Annotated in this window: 14 protein-coding genes; 5 read left to right on the forward strand and 9 right to left on the reverse strand. The window is 38.3% G+C overall.

Annotation, left to right across the window (positions count from 1 at the left end; genetic code table 11):
* Positions 1-53: 53 nt before the first annotated feature.
* A complete protein-coding gene (locus BMS_RS08120) occupies positions 54-1,352 on the reverse strand; it encodes a cyclic nucleotide-gated ion channel (RefSeq protein ID WP_014244326.1) in 1,299 nt (432 codons plus the stop codon).
* A gap of 180 nt (positions 1,353-1,532) precedes the next feature.
* Between BMS_RS08120 and htpX the strand changes: the two genes are divergently transcribed.
* Positions 1,533-2,423 carry a protease HtpX gene (gene htpX, locus BMS_RS08125; protein WP_014244327.1) on the forward strand — a complete coding sequence of 297 codons (891 nt, stop codon included), beginning with the start codon at positions 1,533-1,535 and terminating at the stop codon, positions 2,421-2,423.
* 13 nt (positions 2,424-2,436) lie between these two features.
* Here the strand turns inward: htpX and BMS_RS08130 are convergent, their stop codons facing one another.
* Entirely contained in the window at positions 2,437-3,198 is a 762-nt protein-coding gene (locus BMS_RS08130) for a DNA-methyltransferase (RefSeq protein WP_044557424.1), read from the reverse strand.
* A gap of 175 nt (positions 3,199-3,373) precedes the next feature.
* On the opposite strand from BMS_RS08130, the gene BMS_RS08135 reads away from it, so the two are divergent.
* A complete protein-coding gene (locus tag BMS_RS08135) occupies positions 3,374-4,063 on the forward strand; it encodes a substrate-binding periplasmic protein (RefSeq protein ID WP_044557425.1) in 690 nt (229 codons plus the stop codon).
* Here the strand turns inward: BMS_RS08135 and BMS_RS08140 are convergent.
* From BMS_RS08140 to mnmD, 3 genes are read right to left on the reverse strand one after another with little or no spacing between them, the layout of a single operon-like run.
* Positions 4,060-5,007, reverse strand: a complete 948-nt coding sequence (locus BMS_RS08140; RefSeq protein WP_014244330.1) for an NAD(P)H-dependent flavin oxidoreductase — start codon at positions 5,005-5,007, stop codon at positions 4,060-4,062. The two genes, BMS_RS08135 and BMS_RS08140, sit on opposite strands and share 4 nt — an antisense overlap.
* Positions 5,004-6,362, reverse strand: coding sequence for an HD domain-containing phosphohydrolase (locus tag BMS_RS08145; RefSeq protein WP_014244331.1), 1,359 nt, complete (start codon positions 6,360-6,362; stop codon positions 5,004-5,006). The genes BMS_RS08140 and BMS_RS08145 overlap by 4 nt, the downstream gene beginning before the upstream one ends.
* A 51-nt stretch (positions 6,363-6,413) precedes the next feature.
* Entirely contained in the window at positions 6,414-7,241 is an 828-nt protein-coding gene (gene mnmD, locus BMS_RS17490) for a tRNA (5-methylaminomethyl-2-thiouridine)(34)-methyltransferase MnmD (protein ID WP_083885968.1), read from the reverse strand.
* Positions 7,242-7,289: 48 nt separating this feature from the next.
* On the opposite strand from mnmD, the gene BMS_RS08155 reads away from it, so the two are divergent.
* Positions 7,290-8,003, forward strand: a complete 714-nt coding sequence (locus BMS_RS08155; RefSeq protein WP_014244333.1) for a hypothetical protein — start codon at positions 7,290-7,292, stop codon at positions 8,001-8,003.
* Between the two features lie 70 nt (positions 8,004-8,073).
* Positions 8,074-8,682, forward strand: coding sequence for a hypothetical protein (locus BMS_RS08160; protein ID WP_014244334.1), 609 nt, complete (start codon positions 8,074-8,076; stop codon positions 8,680-8,682).
* Between the two features lie 58 nt (positions 8,683-8,740).
* Here the strand turns inward: BMS_RS08160 and BMS_RS08165 are convergent, their stop codons facing one another.
* The 3 genes from BMS_RS08165 to BMS_RS08175 form a co-directional block, all read right to left on the reverse strand.
* Positions 8,741-10,498, reverse strand: coding sequence for an acyl-CoA dehydrogenase family protein (locus BMS_RS08165; RefSeq protein WP_014244335.1), 1,758 nt, complete (start codon positions 10,496-10,498; stop codon positions 8,741-8,743).
* Positions 10,499-10,604: 106 nt separating this feature from the next.
* Positions 10,605-12,560, reverse strand: coding sequence for a hypothetical protein (locus tag BMS_RS08170; protein ID WP_014244336.1), 1,956 nt, complete (start codon positions 12,558-12,560; stop codon positions 10,605-10,607).
* A 125-nt stretch (positions 12,561-12,685) separates the two neighbouring features.
* Positions 12,686-13,918: a hypothetical protein gene (locus BMS_RS08175; RefSeq protein WP_014244337.1), complete on the reverse strand. Its 1,233-nt coding sequence runs from the start codon at positions 13,916-13,918 to the stop codon at positions 12,686-12,688.
* Between the two features lie 161 nt (positions 13,919-14,079).
* Here BMS_RS08175 and BMS_RS08180 point away from each other — a divergent pair, with 161 nt between their 5' ends.
* Positions 14,080-16,092, forward strand: a complete 2,013-nt coding sequence (locus BMS_RS08180) for a hypothetical protein (RefSeq protein ID WP_014244338.1) — start codon at positions 14,080-14,082, stop codon at positions 16,090-16,092.
* A 26-nt stretch (positions 16,093-16,118) separates the two neighbouring features.
* On the opposite strand, the gene BMS_RS08185 is transcribed toward BMS_RS08180, so the two are convergent.
* Positions 16,119-16,499, reverse strand: a complete 381-nt coding sequence (locus BMS_RS08185; protein WP_014244339.1) for a DoxX family protein — start codon at positions 16,497-16,499, stop codon at positions 16,119-16,121.
* Positions 16,500-16,547: the final 48 nt, after the last annotated feature.

A 16,547-nucleotide genomic window follows, 5' to 3' on the forward strand; every position in this document is an offset into this window, starting at 1 on the left:
CATTATAGCGGCTATTTAGAGTTTTTGTTAGTCAATATGTGTTAGAGTTGTGATTATGCTGCTTTGCGCCTGTCACTTGAGCGACGAGTAGTCACTTTCTGCATGCTCTCTAGCAGGTCTGGGTGCTTGATGATTATCTTTGTGAAATCTTCTTTATTGAGTATGTAGAGGTCACAGTAGTTCTGGGCCCTTACGTCTGCATTTCTAGTAGTCTCACGCATAAGGGCTGCTTCTCCAAAAATCTGCCCTTCGTGCAAAGTCGCTACAACAGTGCCGTCACTAAAAATAACGTCCACTGTTCCATGTCCAATCATAAACATTTCATTACCTGTCTCACCAATACGAATAATATTTTGTCCAGGTGAATAAGACTTTTGTTCAAGTGCCCTCGCAACATCTTTTAGACACGAGTGCGAACAATTTTTAAAAACTGGTACAGTTCTAATGAGCCTCATATTCATATATGTTTGCAATTCATGTTGAAGAGCAAGAGGAAGGTCTGCAATAATTGTTGTATCATTTTCTGTGAGTCTCTTATTCAAGAGATGATTATAATATCCAAAAACTTGAGTCTGCAATCTCTCAGGAATATTGTAGTACTTCATAAAAGTAGCGACATCACCAAGTCTCTCTTTTGATTTTTCTTTGTATCTATCAGCTGTCGTAAATAGGCGAGTGACATTGGCAATAACGAAACCATAAACACCAACACCTAAGACCATTATTGGCATTGTGTAGAGTCGTCCAATTGTTGTTGTTGGAGTGATGTCACCGTAACCAATAGTTGTTAGAGTTGTCACTGCCCAGTAGAGAGATTTTATATAGTGAGCTGTAATATCTCTCTCTAGAGTTGGATGAATCATTGACCATCCACAGGCAATCCAGTGAATAACCATTATAGAAACACAAAAGAGCATGCTTACACGCAGGGCCTTAGGCACTAGAGCGAGGTTACTCATTAAAGCATAGAGTCTAGCGACTCTCACAAGTCTTAGTAGCCTTAGAAGTCCAAAGAATTGGTAGCCATGAAGATCGAAGCCATAGCTAATAACGTCGTAGGGAATAGAGGCCATAATATCGATTGTTATGAGTGACCACCAAAGTGTTCCATTACTCTTTGGTTTTTGACCATGCCTATGAATTTTAAAATAGCGCTCTCTAAATTGATAAATGACATCAGTGATAAAAATCGTTGATATAATAGAGTCAGACCACAATTGCCACGTTTGTATATTCGTCTTATAAGTAAAGCTAAATGGAGCTTCTAATGCCGTAAGAAAAACGGCAATAAAAATAAGTCCGTTCCAAACGAGCTCATTAATACTTAATTTAGATTTGTGGATATGGATCATTTTTATCTTATATATAGAGGTTATTCTACCTAAGCTCTATCGGTACTTAGCTGCTTTTCTTTAAGCATTTCTTGTTTTTATTCACTGAATTGTAAACTTATCGCAAACTCGTACCGCCTTTTCTTGACAACGGTTATTAAAGGCCCAAAATAGAGCTATAAACTTTAAGAGAGGAAATTTATGTTACGAATTGGTTTATTTATTCTTACGAATTTATTAGTCATATTTATGGTTAATATTGTTCTAAGTATTTTCAATGTTCAGCCATACCTTCAGGGGACCGGTCTAAATTACCAGTCACTATTAATCTTCTGTTTAATCTGGGGATCGGTTGGTTCATTAATCTCATTGATGATGTCTAAATTCATGGCAAAGATGGCCATGGGGGTGAAGATAGTTGACGAGAATAGTCAGTATGGTGAGTTAGTAAGAACTGTTCACAGACTTGCTAAGAAAGCTAATATTTCAAAAATGCCTGAAGTAGGTATCTATGATAGCCCAGAGGTTAATGCCTTCGCTACAGGTCCAAGTCGAAATAATGCTCTCGTGGCCGTTTCTACAGGTCTACTTCGCAATATGAATCAAGACGAAGTTGAAGGTGTTCTAGGACATGAAGTTGCTCACATTGCCAATGGAGATATGATTACAATGTCTCTAGTACAAGGGATTGTGAACGCATTTGTTATGTTCTTCTCAAGAGTTGTGGCCTTTGCAATTGATAATGCCATGAGAGATGAAGAAGGTCGTGGTGGCCTTGGTATGTTTGCACGTATCGGTGTGACAATCGTCTTAGATATTATCTTTGGTATCGCTGCCGCTCCGATTGTTGCTTGGTTTTCAAGATGGAGAGAATTTAGAGCTGATGCCGGTGGTGCACAATTAGCAGGAAAGCAAAAAATGATTGCCGCCCTTCAAGGACTGCAAAGAACATTAGAAATTGCGGACGCTGAAGATAGTGATAAGGCCTTTGCTAGTATGAAAATTTCTAGTAAGTCGAGCCTTGCATTTCTCTTTAGATCTCACCCTCCACTTGACGTAAGAATTAAGGCCTTACAACAAGGGAATTACTAAAATAAAACTGGGGCTAGCTCTTTGCTAGCTCCGCTATTCTTCTCTGGGATATATCTGCCCAGTGCTCTCTAAGCTCAATACCTGAAATCTTTCTCCCTAGCTGAATACAAGCGGCCGGAGTTGATCCACTCCCTGTGAAGGGATCTAGGACTCTGTCCCCTGGACGAGTAAAGTTTCTAATCAACGGCTCAAGAGATGAGAAAGGTTTATGATTAGGATGATTATCCCATTTTGTGGCCTCTCCTTCTTCGTCGTACTTAGTTATAATTGACCACTGAAGTGGAAGGTCAGAGTTTGAGAGCTCTTTCTTTGGGATTTTTGAAAAAACAAGAGCAACCTCATAGAGTCTTACGTTGGTCTCATTACCACTATTGGTTTCCTTAGCTAGTTTTCCCCAGAGAAACTCACCATAGAAGTGCTCATATCCTAGTTCTAGAGCGACATCTTTAATAGGTTTTATTCCTAAGTAATTTGTCCAAATAACTAAAGTACCATCCTCACTGATATGCTTAACAGCTTCTGAAAGCCAGTTGCGAGTAAAGTACTTATAGGCCTTAGTGTTTTCATAGCGAGTCACGGCTTCGTGGTTAATCTTAGCTTTCTTAGGGTCTCTGAGCGCGCCAGTCTTCTTATTTCTTCGAACTAAGAGGCAGTAGGGTGGGTCTGCGTAGAGCATCTGCGCCTTCTCTCCCTGCATGATAGATTCATAATTTGACCCAATAGTTGAGTCACCATTAATGTGGCGGTGTGGACCGACTTCTAGAAGTTTTGTCATAGAGCACCTTTTATCGGCCAAGAGCTTAAAAGTCTCTACCTGGTGGAATTTTTACTTATATAACTGCCTAAAACCACGATAGAATAATCGCTATCTTTAGAGAATTAGGATATATGTACTAGGCAGAATTTATTTATAAACTTGAGAGAGTAGAATTGGTGTTATTATCTTTATTATGAAGCTCTTTGCTCTATTATTACTTTTTTCAATGCCGCTCGCTAAGTCCAATGAGCTGCGCTTTGCCTATGGAGATCATAACTCTCCTCCCTATATTATTGTAGATAGGAATAAAGAAGCTACCGGTGGGCTACTCTTAGATTTGGCCAAATTTATCTCTAAAGAGCTTGGATTAAAATACACAATGGTTCACACTCCAAGAATAAGATTAGAGGAGCTTCTTAAAAAAGGCGCAGTTGATATTTATTGCAATTCAAATAAGTCTTGGGTGTCTAATCCTGATGAGTTCTATTGGAGCGAAGGGATTTTTGATGATGCCAATCTCTTATACACTCTCACAAAAGAGCATTCTCGCATTGAAAGTACTGAAGAGATCGTTAGTAAAATAGGAACCATTAAGGGCTTTTCTTATCACCCCGAAATTGAAAAACTAATAGATCGAGTTGGAAGACATGATCTAAAAAGTCATGAGAAATTATTGAGATTTTTACAATTGGGAAGAGTTGAAATTATTGTAAGTTCAGAGAGAGTTTTAAAATACTATTTCAAAAGCCTTAATACTCCATTCTACTCAGTCTCTCGTTTTAGAGATGAGTTTAGTTATGCTTGTATTATTTCTAAAAAAGCAAAAGTTAATATTAACTTACTACTTGCCTCACTTAAGAAGTTTAAGAGTAAAGAGAATTAAAACTTTTCAAGAGTAGTGCGGTACTCATTTAAAAGTCTGTCCACTAATTGCGCTACACTTGGTATATCGTCAATGAGTGCACTCACTTGTCCAATTTCAAGTTCACCCTCAACCATATCACCCTCAAGCATTCCATCTCTGGCCCTACCTGTTCCTAGTAGTTGAATAAAGGCCTCTTTGGAAGCGCAGCTCTTTTCTAGTTGCAGTACTTTTTCATAGAATGGATTCTTCAATAACCGCACAGGTACAAGTTCTTTCATCGAAAGAGAAGTATCTCCAGACTTAGCCGCCATGATAGCGTTTTTAAAATTTATATGAGCAGAGGACTCCTGTGTACAAGCGAAGCGAGATCCAATTTGCACAGCGTCTGCACCCAGAGCGAGTGTCGCTAGTATTGATTGACCACTGGAGATGCCTCCAGCTGCAATTATGGGAATATCTACCGCCTTTACCACTTGTGGGATTAGACTCATCGTCGTGATCTCATCTCTTCCATTGTGTCCACCGGCTTCAAAGCCCTCTGCTACAACGGCGTCCACTCCCGCCTGTTGACACTTAAGTGCAAGCTCTGGGGAGCTTGTGACGTGGACAACAATGCAGCCCTTTTCTTTTAAATATTGAGTGTACTTCTTAGGACTTCCGGCACTAGTGAAGAAAATCTTTATACCATTTTTAAGAGCGATCTCAATATGTTCATTAGCATACTTATAAAGTAGAGGAATATTGACTGCTAGGGAATTATTAGTGAGACTCTGCGCCTTCTTGATTTGTTGATCGAGAAGGTCTGGTCTCATACTGCCAGCTCCAATTATTCCAAGACATCCAGCATTGGCACTGGCCGCTGCTAGCTTTGCACCTGAGCAATAGACCATGCCTGCTTGTATAATAGGGTACTGAATCGAGAAGAGCTCTGTTATTCTACTATTTTTAAATGGGGTACTCATTTCTTAACTGCTTTACTTCTTAAAGTTGATTCAAGGGCCTTGATTACTCTCACCATATCTTTTGATGAATATGTCTTATAGAGCTCATCTACGATAGGATGGGGCTTGCCGCCTTTTTCTTTAAAGTCTAATAATTCTCTTACGAATTCACAAGCAACTATAAATATCTTTGACTCAAGTGGAAGCTTATCAATTGTTCCGGTAGAGAAACCTTTACCGTTTGTTGTTCCATGATGATTTTTAATAATTGTATCTACATCGATGGGCGCTTCAGGATGCTTTCTAATAAGAAGGGCACCGTCTAGGGCGTGATTGAAGACAAGGTCCCAATCCTCTTCATTTAGATTTGCTTTTTCAAGCGTCTCAAAACTAGCGATCTTTGCTAAGTCTTCATTATCCACAAAAGTAATATCTTTAAAGAAGCTAGCATAGGCGAGTCTAAGAGTAATCAACTCTTGGTCTATTCCTAAATTCTTTGCAATCTCATTGGCAACGATCGAGGTCATATGTCCATGCTGATAGAGATAGCCACTCTTTGAATTAATAACTTTATGTAGCACGTTATTAACTTCAGGAGAGTTTTTGGATGCAGAAATCATACTCTTTACAATGCTATCAGTTAGCTGAATTGTAGCACTATTAAAGCCGAGGTTTTTAATTTCTTTGAGTGCAATATCATAACTCTGAGCTATGACTTCAATCTTTTGATCTATATTCTTAAAATTATCTTCATCTAGTTTTTGACAAAGGTGATCAGAAACATAATTTGTAAAATTATTTTGAAACTCTTTAGGAATATAGAAGAAATTGAGGCCTTGTTCGATATACTTATCAACTAGAGATCTAGAGTAATTATCTCCTGCATGAATCCTCTTTATGAATTGATATTCTGTGGCAGATTTCTTAATACGAATAAAGACATCACAACAAGACGAATCTAGTGGAAGGAAATAGCGTATTTCAATAGGAATAAACTCTGGTAACACTCTCTTTTCAAGAGACTCAACACTCACTCCTAGAACTTGAGCAGCCGTGGCTATAATTTTTTCCCAATCTTTTTCCTCGGGAATAACAATGAGCTTTTCTTCATCAACATGATTAAAGGCTCCATTAACTATCATAGAAATTTCAGAATCATTCTCTTTTAAGTATTCAAAGAGAACTTGCGCTGTTTTCTCATCACCAACTTCATTTTGAGTGATGATAAGATCGACATTGGGTAAAATATTGATGAGATCAATGGCCTCGGAAGCACTTGAGCGTGGAATAACCTCGCTCCCTACATAGGTTTTTAAATTTATGGCCAGAAGATCCCTTAAATTTTCATTTTCTTCAATGAGAATTACTTGAGACACGATTTCTCCTAGATAATATATCTAAGATTATTTTACTCGTGATTAAAATATTTATCTATAAGAAAAGATTAATTTATCTTCAAGACATAGGTCTGGAGAGCGTAAGATATTGTCTCTAAATTGCTCTTTCATTGGAAGATCACTTCTGGCAATAGTAGTTGATCTTTTTTCTCCGTAACCTTCGCGTCTAAAGACATTCCAATTGGCTTCCATGAGAGCTTTTCGTACGCCCATTGCAGCAGAGTAAGTGCTAAGTATACACCTTTCATCAGAGTGCTCTTTGAGTTCAGTGAACCACTCCTTAGTCCAGAGGCTAGGGTTTTTCTTAGGAGAAAAAGCATCTTGGTAGATGGCCATAAGTGGCGCAGTGGCAAGGTCGTGCATTGCCTTTGAAAACTTCTCTCTAATATCACCAATGATAATTGTAAGTGTAAAATGATCAAGCTTACTTTGATAGTAGATCTCTCCATCAATTAGAACTTTTTCTAGAGATTGAATAAGTGGATGTTTTTGATTTTGAATAGTCCATTTTACTAACTCTTCATCTAGCTCACAGCTTATAAAAGAAATTTGTGCTGGCTGTTTATGACGGCTAAGTTCAAAAGTTCTTAGAGCTCCTAAACCTACACCATAGCCAACTTCAAAAATAGTGAAGGGACTATCTATTTTAAGTCTCTCTAGGACTTCGCAGCCTTGAATATAATTATAATCTGTCTCAGAAATCGCACCGGCACTGGAGTGACACTTCTCATCGAAGTACTCACTATAGAGCGTAACGCTTTGATCAGCGGTAGTGACGCTAGAATATGACCCTAATTGACCTGTGAATATAACGTTATTTCCGCTACTTATGGTGCTAACCTCTTTAAATATTAAAATTTCTCAATTTTTATAAACTCTGACTATAAATATCCGATAAGTTCTAAGATGAATACCTTGAATAAAATAAATTTCTTATCACTATCGCTTTTACTTACTTTAAGTAGTTGCGGAAGTCATCATGGTAAGAAAGAGCGCTCAATTGCCAGTATTGGAGAAGAGTTCAGCCAAGAGATGAGTGTGCTAGATAGTAACTCTCAAACAATTGCTCTGAGGATCTGTAATGCTCTTCGTTCTAAGAGAAGCTATTGGCACTCAAGTGTAAAAAATAAAAAGGCAACTTTTCAGCTTTCTTCAAACTCTTGTAGCAATGAAAAATTTGATAAAGAGCTAGAGACGACTGTATCTTCTTTAAGACTATCCGATCCAATTGTCTTTGATTCTCTGAGCACAGATTACTACTATAAAGAAGTTGTCACTGATGTGCACGGACCACTAAAGCAAGTTTGTCCTGCTATTTTGGGTGGTGATGCGCCCCTGGCCTTCTATATGGATTCAAATGGGCAGGACCGAATCTATACACAATTCTCTAGAATTGATTCAAGTAGTGACAGATTGATACTGAAATACGCAGAGCTCAATTCTGACGATCAGCAAGAGGTGAGTGGTTATAAATCCTATAAAAGTGTTGCTTACGATATTGTAACTACTAGTAAAGATTCAACTTTTCTTGGATCTGTCTCTGTTATTAGTGAAGTTGAGGCCTGTGAAGAGAGTGGTCGCCAAGAAGAATTCTCGCAAATTCTAAAATCAATTCTTTAATTTACTTACACGCGCTTTACGATAGATTCCTCCTCTGTAATATTCATTAATATTACTAAAGGGAGAGAACATGAAAAAAATCTTAATCATTGCAGGCCTATTACTGACTTCAACTGTTTTTGCAAATTCTAGGGGAGAATATGTCGGAAATATTCTTAGACTAGCATCAAGGATTCAAAATATTGCTCAGGATACTGATCTATCTAATCAAGAGCTTCGTGATGTTCAAAGAGACCTAAGTGATATTGTAAAGAAACTTAATGGTAGAGGTAGCTCTAATAATTGTCTCGAATTTGCTATTGAAGTTTACGAGACAACTTACTCTAGTGCTTCGGCCCTTCGTTACGCAAGAGAAGCATGTAAGAGAATCACTGATATTGAATTAGTTCAATTTGTTTATGAGATCTACGTACAAAGCTACACTCCAAAGTACTCATTTGAGCGCGCCATCGATAAGACAGAAAACCAAAACTTCAGAGGTAAGAGTGAACTCTTAGAGCTCGTTTACAGTGCTTATATCAAGTCTTATACACCAACTTACTCTATTGAAAGATCACTTGATAAAGTTGCAGAAATGCCTAGAAATTCTTTTTCTTGTGTAGAGATCTCTTATAGAACTTACTTAGGTTCATACACTCCAACTTATTCAATAGAGCGTGCTCTAGATGATTGTAAGTAGAAAGTAAAAACGAGAAATTCTTAAATAAAAAAAGGGAGGCTTAGACCTCCCTTTTATTTTATCGAATTGACCAATCTGTGTAGATGGCCTCAAGACGAGGAAGGATGAGTTTTTGATATCTAAAGAATAAATCTTTTCTGCTCTCATCTTTATTGGCGTGTTCACAGAGAACTCTCGCCGTCTCCATGTAGCTTAGCGCCTGACAAAGCGTTTCAGCATGCTCCATTAGCTCTGAGATATTCTCATCGCTGGCCCAAGATTTAGGATTAAATAGTTCTCCAATATCTGGTCTTAAGCACTTCACTAAGAGTTTAACCATATTCTTTTTGAACTTATAGTGAGTAGAGCTAAAGGCCTTCTCTTGAGTACTAGATCCATTTAAAAGCTCTTTGCTTGGATGTTTAAATAGTACATTGCTAAAGAATCTCTTCGGATCTTTCATCGCGTACTTCATAATATCTTTAAGCGCCATGAGGGCCTGAATCTGAGAGGTCCCTTCATAGAGCAGAGGTCCAAAACTATCTCTGTGGTATCTCTCAACTGGATACTCTTCCATGAAGCCATAACCACCTAGGACTTGAATTGCCCTTTGTGAGAGAAGTGTAGCTTGCTCACAAGCATAGTATTTAACGAGTGGAGTTCTCTTTCTTGTCCATAGAGAAGATTCTTTTAGTAGTTCTTCCTCTTCCTTGCTTAGGTCTCCTGACTTCTGCTTCTTTAAGTCTAGTCTTTGGAAAATATCGTAGTGAGAAATTGTATCTACTAGAAGGGCCCTAAGAGCATCTCTCTCAGTAGTAAAGTCCTCTAGGTTTCTCTTCATTAGTGGAAGCTCTGTTAGAGGCTTTCCAAATTGCTCACGCTCACTGGCGTAGCTTATAGCGTATCCAATAGAGCCCTCAATTGTACCTAGGGCCTGCATTCCAACGGCAATGCGAGCTTCGTTCATTAAGTGGAGCATATACTTAAATCCCTTGCCAGCTTCTCCTACAAGTGTGGCCACAGAATTCTCGTAAACAACCTCGGTTGTGAATGAGCCATGCATTCCCATCTTTTCTTCGTTTTTAGCAATGCTATAGTTGAGTCCTTCTTTCTCAGGGATATTCTGCTCGCATAGGAACATTGAAATTCCTGCCAGACCTTCTTTATCTCCCTTGATTCTCGCTAGAACAAAACCTAGACCGCCACCACCATTAGTGATGAATATTTTAGAACCATTTAAGAGGTATTTTCCGTCTTCAGTAGGTGTCGCACTTGTCTTAATCATCCCAAGGTCTGACCCACAACCAGGCTCAGTCAAACACATTGAACCTGAGATCTCGCCACGAGCAATCATTGGAACTAAGCGCTGGGCCGTCTCTTCATCACAGAATCTATGGATCATCTCACCAATAGAAGTGAAGAACGCCATTTGAGTAGAACTGGCCAGACATGCTCTAGAGAGTTGAGCTAAGAGCATTAAAGTAATTGTAGATGGAGCTCCTAGACCGCCTAATTCGGCAGGAAAGGGGAGACCTATGGCATCTAATTCGATGGCCTCTTTGTAGAGTGCGCTTAAGGCTTCTCCAGGAATCGTTCTGCCATCAACAACAGTACCGGCTCCCTCTTTATCAAGTTGCGCTGCCCTTTGTGCAACAGCATTACCTGTCCACTCTCCAGTATTTTGTAAAATTTCTTCGAAAAAACTAATGACTTCTTCTTTTGAATTGAAACCATCTTCTGTAGGGAAGCTTTTGTAGTACAGAGGAATAATCTTGTCCCAATCAATCCCGTTTCTAAAGAGCCATTGCCAGTCGTTTTCATCGCTGTAGTAATTCATATTGTAATCCTTCTATTACGGGGTAAAAGAAAAATTTTACTCTAAAATCTTAAAGTTTCAAGTTATACAAGTCTGGAAAGTATGGCGCTTGGTTTAGAGACTAAACTTAGTTCCCTGATTCTTCATCGTAGTTAAGAATAACGTTATTTATCTTATCTACGCCAAGAACAGCACCCTCAGTATTGCCGGCCCTTTTAGAACCGCTGGAGAGATCAACTTGATTGGCCTCAAGTGATTTTTGAATATTTTCATTTTGATTAATATAAGTATTGGCGAACTCTGGATTGGCCTGAAGGTTATCTTCACTAAAGGCACTATTTTCAACTTCTCGAGAGATAGAAGCAGTGTTTCTTCTTGCATTTTCTTGATCTTCACCAACTTCAAGGAAACCAGCGACAATATTATTGAAATGAATTAGTTGAGCATATTGTTCAGTTTTAGAAGAGAGCTCTTTGTGAATCTTCTCTAATTTTTTAATATCTTTGCTTCCAGCGCTAGTGTCAATCACTCCATTATTAGTCGAGGCAGTCTCTTCCATTCTCTTATTCATACTCTCAATGAGTGCTTCTTTTTCATTTTCGTATCGTGCAATTATCTGCGCTTTTAATTTCTTAATGTCTGTATTGGCTTCAATGGTTTGACCAATTTGATCTTCAGTGTAGCCTTGATCTTTTAAGAAGGATTCTACACCTTTAGTATCATCGCTCTCTTTATCAATTAGATTGGCCTTCTCACTTAGACCTCTAAGTCTTAGGGCATATTCTGATTTAATGCGATCAACTTCTTCACGATTTGTATTTAAGTACTTCTTACAAGACTCCTGGGCATTGGGTGCGAGAATATACTCACCAGTATCAGGATCTTTAGCTATACAGCTCTCAAGTTCCGCCAAGTCTTCATTTACACCTTCAGAGAATTTAGAGTCGTTTACAAACTCATTAGAAGTTACAGCAGTGATTTCATCTAATTTATCATCAGTGCTGACATTCTTAATAAGGTTTTGGTTAGGGTTTAATTTCTCTCCAGTTGCAGCTACGGCGAGTCCTCCTGTCTTAGCGATTTCCTGATAGCCTTGATCAATTTTCTCTACCGCCTTTAGATTTTGTCTGGCCACTTTGAGATAATTGGTAAGCTCACACGCTCTTCCCTTAGAGTAGTTATAGTCTTTCTTTGTTTCCTCACACTTTTTCTTCTTATCCGTATCACTTATGCTTGAACAATCTTCTTTGTAACCAAAAACAGACTTAGCAGTAATTTTATCGTAATCACCGGTCTCTTTATTCTTAGTTGTTTTCGTTCCGCCATGACAAACATATTGTGCATTGATAAAGCAGCTCTGCCAGCTCTCTGACTGTATTTGCGCTCCAGACTTTTCTCCGTTGCCCTTGTCGCCAAGTTTTTTGATATTTTCTTTTCTCTGGCTCTCTCTCTTTGATTGAGTATTTGAGAGTAGGGGAAATGCATTCTCACCAGTTCCCATCATTTTTGCTTCAATACAAAAAGAACTAATGGCGGTTAGGATATTATTTGTTAATTGATTTTGATAGATACTATTAAAGCGTGAGTGATCAATCACTTTGAAAGTGCCGTCACTATTTTTCATAGACTCACCCTCACCAAAAATCTTTTCTTTCATACTCTTGTAGTAATACTCTTCTAATTTTTTCTGAGCATTAGAAATTTTCTTATTGGTAGGGAGAACGTTTACAGATTCATATTTAGTATTTTTCTTATCGTCTAATTCACTTAGAGAAGAAGTTATCTTTTCTTTAATTCCTTCTTGGTCTTTGACTCCTGTAATTCCATTTGCATTGTCGCCCTCCCAGATACACTTAGATACATCTAGGTTTGGATCAACATTTGCTTTGACTTGATTACATTTCTCATAGATCTGGCCGACCTCTGGAATTTCTAAGAGCTTTTCTAATTGATCTCGTTGATCATTGACTTGATCATAGTTCTGATACTCCACGGCCTCTTGCTCATTTGCCAATAGAGGTGTGCCTAGACCACAGAAGCCTAGAATTAATGCAGAAATAAGAAAGCTCTTTCTTGTACTCATATGAATATTATCGCCTATTTAGGCCATAAACTTGAGTAAATTAGGTTAAAATAAGGAAAGGGTCATATAATCAATAGATTAGACCCTTCCTCTCTTTTTATTTAAAGGCCCTAAGGTGCCAATATTTAGTACCAGACCTTGCAAGACGTTCTTACACCAGGCACTCCCCATCTCGCGGCGAGAGAGTCATTTGGATGTGAAGATAGAGCACCCGACTGTACTCTCTCCCAGATCTCGGCCAGATTATATGTCTTTAGACCTTCCACTTTGATTGGGCAATACTCAGTTACGAGATCTCTATCCACGTAAGTAGGGTTCACAATACTTTCAACCAGCATTGCGAGATGATTATCTGAAACTTTACTACCAACTTTCTTCCAATTGTAAACGAGAGCTTCAAAAGAGGCCTTAAGGGCTTTATCTCTTGCTGGAGTTGAGTAGATATCGTAGTCAGTGTAATTCATGCACTTTCCATTTCTAGAAAGATTGTAGGCAACACCTTGATTAACGTAATCAATACGGGCCACAGCCTCAGCACAAGCGTTATCTAAGACTCTTTTAATAATTGAATTAGGAGTTTCGTTCTCAGTCTTTAATAAGTCTTTTACGTAAGAGAAGAATTCATTGCTTCCAAGCTCTCTGGCCAGCGAGTACTGCTCTTCACTATAAGAAAAGTGTGAAGCGAGTGTTGTATTTGAGTTAGCAAGAGTGCTCGGCCATTTAAATCTTCTAAAGCCCCAGACAGTTTGTGGAAGATTTACTAATTCTTTTCCCTTTCTATAATTCATAGGAAGGTTATCTTTTTTAATCGCTTGAGTTGAATAGATTAAATCAAAGCTTCCCGTCGATTGAATATTTTTAATTGTATAAGCATGACGAATGACCTTACCAAATCTTCCCTTAATTTTATAAGTGTAGAGAGTCGCCGGTCTAATACTTTTTAGGGCCACTGGGTATGTATCTAATCTTGAAAGATTCTCTGTCCCAACACTTTCACCAAGATAATCTAAGAAGGCGACAACTCTCTTGTGAGAGTCTCTATATTTATCAAAGGCATTTGTTGCATTAGTAAGGGTCTGACTAGCTCTTCCTCCAGATGGATTACTAATGGCAAAAGGAAGTGAGTTTTCAAAACTAAAAATTGCTCTCATAGCATAGGCCGCATCCGCGCAATCAGCTCTTAGACCATAATATTTTGAATTCTTATCTACAAAGATTCTGGCGTGAACAGCTTGGCTCGTCATCCATTTCGAATACTCACTTTCATATTGAGGTGTCCAGCTATTGTCAGCATGCCAAACAGCAGAGAAAGCGGTTAGAGAAAATAGAAATGAGATGAGAATTTTACTTACGTTCATGAATACTCCTAGCTTGAGGAGGGAAATGTAGATAAACTTTCTTGTTTCGTCATTGCGCGAGGCTTCCACTACTTTATCTAAGTAACCGATATTTAATACTTTTTTGACAATAAACTAACTAAAAGTGTCAAGCTTTCCGTAAAGTAGAGCAGGAGAGAGATGTGAAATTTATTAAGATATTAATTATAGCTCTATTGAGCTTGTCGTTAGCGGCCCAAGAAGGTAGCGATTACTCTGTTTGTGAAGATCAGGCGATAAGTTTTTATCAAGATGTTCTCGCTAAAGATGAGAGCAATATTTTGGGAAAACAATTTGAGCTTACGACGCTTAAGCTTGCCCGAATGACCATCTCACATAGTAGGCCATCTCTTGAAGATGCTATCTCTAAACTCTCCAAGTCTATTGATAAAGATGATCCAAAATTAAAGCACGTTCAACAAATGTATAAACAATATGGCTACGAAAAAGATTTAGACTCTCTCATGCAAGCCATGGAGTCTGCTAGTTACTGGAATAAAGACACAAGATTTTATAATGATGATGTGAGTGCATTTATATTGCTAGCAAAGGAAACAAATCCCGAGGCGGGTCTCGATGAAAGAGATGCGGCGATTACATGGTTCATGAGTTATGTAGGAGATAAGGCAAGTGATAAATTTGGTGCAACTAGTGCCACCAGAAACTTAACGAATCTCTCCTCAAGGCTTTCTAGATTTACTGGAGCATATAAAGAAAATAGATCTCTAACTGATAGTGAGATTAAGAGTAAAATTGATGAACTTGAATCAGATATTTCAGTAACAATGAAAGCTCTCCATAGAGAGCTCGTAATAGAACTTGGAGCTGAGTGTTTCAATGGTGCACTCTTTGGAGGGGCCTGTGCCTACACAGATGATCTGAGTAATCTACTTTACTCTCAGGCATTAATGGATCTCTCAGATGATCTTAAGAAGAATAGAGTTCAAGGATTAGAAGAAGAAGTCTTCCAAAGTGCTAATAAGTATCAGCTAAAGCTCATGGCACTACCATCTAGTTCTGAGTATCTTAGAGAGAAACCTCTAAGTTTAATTCCACCTAAAATTGATTACTCTTCTGTTGCGGATATTCGTATCCATGATGAGTATTGGATTAACCGCGAAGACATAACAAAATTAGAAGATAATCTTAATCTTCTCTCTGATAAGGAAAAGATCAAGGCCTTTGAGCAACATGCCCAGAGTGGCGTTTTCTTCATTTTAAATAAAGAGGATCAAACTCTTGAGAAGTATGATGCCAACGGCGATTTATTAAGCTCGCAGAAGATGGATTTAGAAGGACTCTTAAGTGATGAAAAGCAACTTGGCGGCGCAGGAAATTACTTTATTCACAGTATAAAAAATGGAGTTCTTTATCTTCAGGATGATCGAGGTAATGTTAGGCCCTATCATGGAGTGGACGTATCTAATGTCGCTCCCGGAGCAAGCTTCTATATCTTGCCACAAGACAGAGATCACCACTTCAAAATCAAAGGTGGAAAGTTACATTTTACGACTAAGGGAAGAAAGAGCGATTATCTGCCTTATAACTTCTCTAAGAGAGACACTAGTATAAAAGAGATAAGATCAGTTATTACTAATAAAGACTATCAAACAAAGACGGCCGTACAATTTATGGGTGAAATTGATTCAAGAAAATCCGAGATCACTAAACTCTATAATTTAACTGATCACGAATATAATGAATTATCTAAACTAGCATTTGGAATTCTTGGCAATGAGTCCCAATTTGGAGAGTCCTCTCGCTATCATGTTAAAGAGGCCCTACCATGGTTAGTCGCTATCGCTAAAGGAAACGGAACAAATACTTCCATGAACTCTAGAGGGCCTACTCAGATAAAGAAAGTGCCGCCTAAGATTGCAAAGAAGTATGGCGTGACCAAAGAGAATTTAACTGATCCTAAGAAGGCCGCTGTTGCAACTATGGGCTTCTTGGCCCAGGCGCTCGACGAGCTAAAAGCAAAAGAGAGATTTCATCCTGATATAAATGCCGACAATAGGTTTGATTATATTCACTATATCTATATGGGAAAATCTAGAGAAATTACCAAGGCCACTGCTACGCCAATGAAGAATATTTATTTTAAACAGATCTTGAATTTTAATAAAGGACTAGAAGTCTACGAGAAAATAGAATAGGGGAGAAAGTCTCCCCTAAGAGGGTGTTACGCTTTTTTGATGAAGCGGTCGATAGAGAAATCTCCTCCACCTGTACAGATCAATGCTCCGTAAATTCCCATATACATAAATGCTAATTCTTTAGACTTAAATGGATCAGCCCCGTGAACAATAAAGAAGGCCACGGCCATAGTTATAAATAGAGGGATTGATACCCAACGAGTAAGAAGTCCTAAGACAAGAAAAGCTGCACAGAATACTTCACTAAAGACTGCTAGAGATAGACTTACTTGAGAGCCAAGTCCAATGACATCGGGAAATTTCGCAGAAAGAGTTGAAAAATTTGTAAGTTTTCCCCAACCATGACCCATAAGCATAGTTAGACCTGCAAAAATTCTTAGAATTAATAAACCTAAATTTAGTTTCATACCGATTCCTTTTTTCGATTAACACAAAGTTATTTAATATGGTAATAG

Origin of the sequence: Halobacteriovorax marinus SJ (assembly GCF_000210915.2) — a bacterium.
GTDB classification, from domain to species: Bacteria; Bdellovibrionota; Bacteriovoracia; order Bacteriovoracales; family Bacteriovoracaceae; genus Halobacteriovorax; species Halobacteriovorax marinus.

Excerpts from the sequence above, each read along its gene's own strand:
- BMS_RS08120 (WP_014244326.1), bottom strand. The coding sequence starts at position 1,352 with ATGATCCATATCCACAAATCTAAATTAAGTATTAATGAGCTCGTTTGG.
- htpX (WP_014244327.1), top strand. The coding sequence starts at position 1,533 with ATGTTACGAATTGGTTTATTTATTCTTACGAATTTATTAGTCATATTT.
- BMS_RS08135 (WP_044557425.1), top strand. The coding sequence starts at position 3,374 with ATGAAGCTCTTTGCTCTATTATTACTTTTTTCAATGCCGCTCGCTAAG.
- BMS_RS08185 (WP_014244339.1), bottom strand. The coding sequence starts at position 16,499 with ATGAAACTAAATTTAGGTTTATTAATTCTAAGAATTTTTGCAGGTCTA.
- BMS_RS08130 (WP_044557424.1), bottom strand. The coding sequence starts at position 3,198 with ATGACAAAACTTCTAGAAGTCGGTCCACACCGCCACATTAATGGTGAC.
- BMS_RS08160 (WP_014244334.1), top strand. The coding sequence starts at position 8,074 with ATGAAAAAAATCTTAATCATTGCAGGCCTATTACTGACTTCAACTGTT.
- BMS_RS08155 (WP_014244333.1), top strand. The coding sequence starts at position 7,290 with ATGAATACCTTGAATAAAATAAATTTCTTATCACTATCGCTTTTACTT.
- BMS_RS08175 (WP_014244337.1), bottom strand. The coding sequence starts at position 13,918 with ATGAACGTAAGTAAAATTCTCATCTCATTTCTATTTTCTCTAACCGCT.
- BMS_RS08165 (WP_014244335.1), bottom strand. The coding sequence starts at position 10,498 with ATGAATTACTACAGCGATGAAAACGACTGGCAATGGCTCTTTAGAAAC.
- BMS_RS08140 (WP_014244330.1), bottom strand. The coding sequence starts at position 5,007 with ATGAGTACCCCATTTAAAAATAGTAGAATAACAGAGCTCTTCTCGATT.
- BMS_RS08170 (WP_014244336.1), bottom strand. The coding sequence starts at position 12,560 with ATGAGTACAAGAAAGAGCTTTCTTATTTCTGCATTAATTCTAGGCTTC.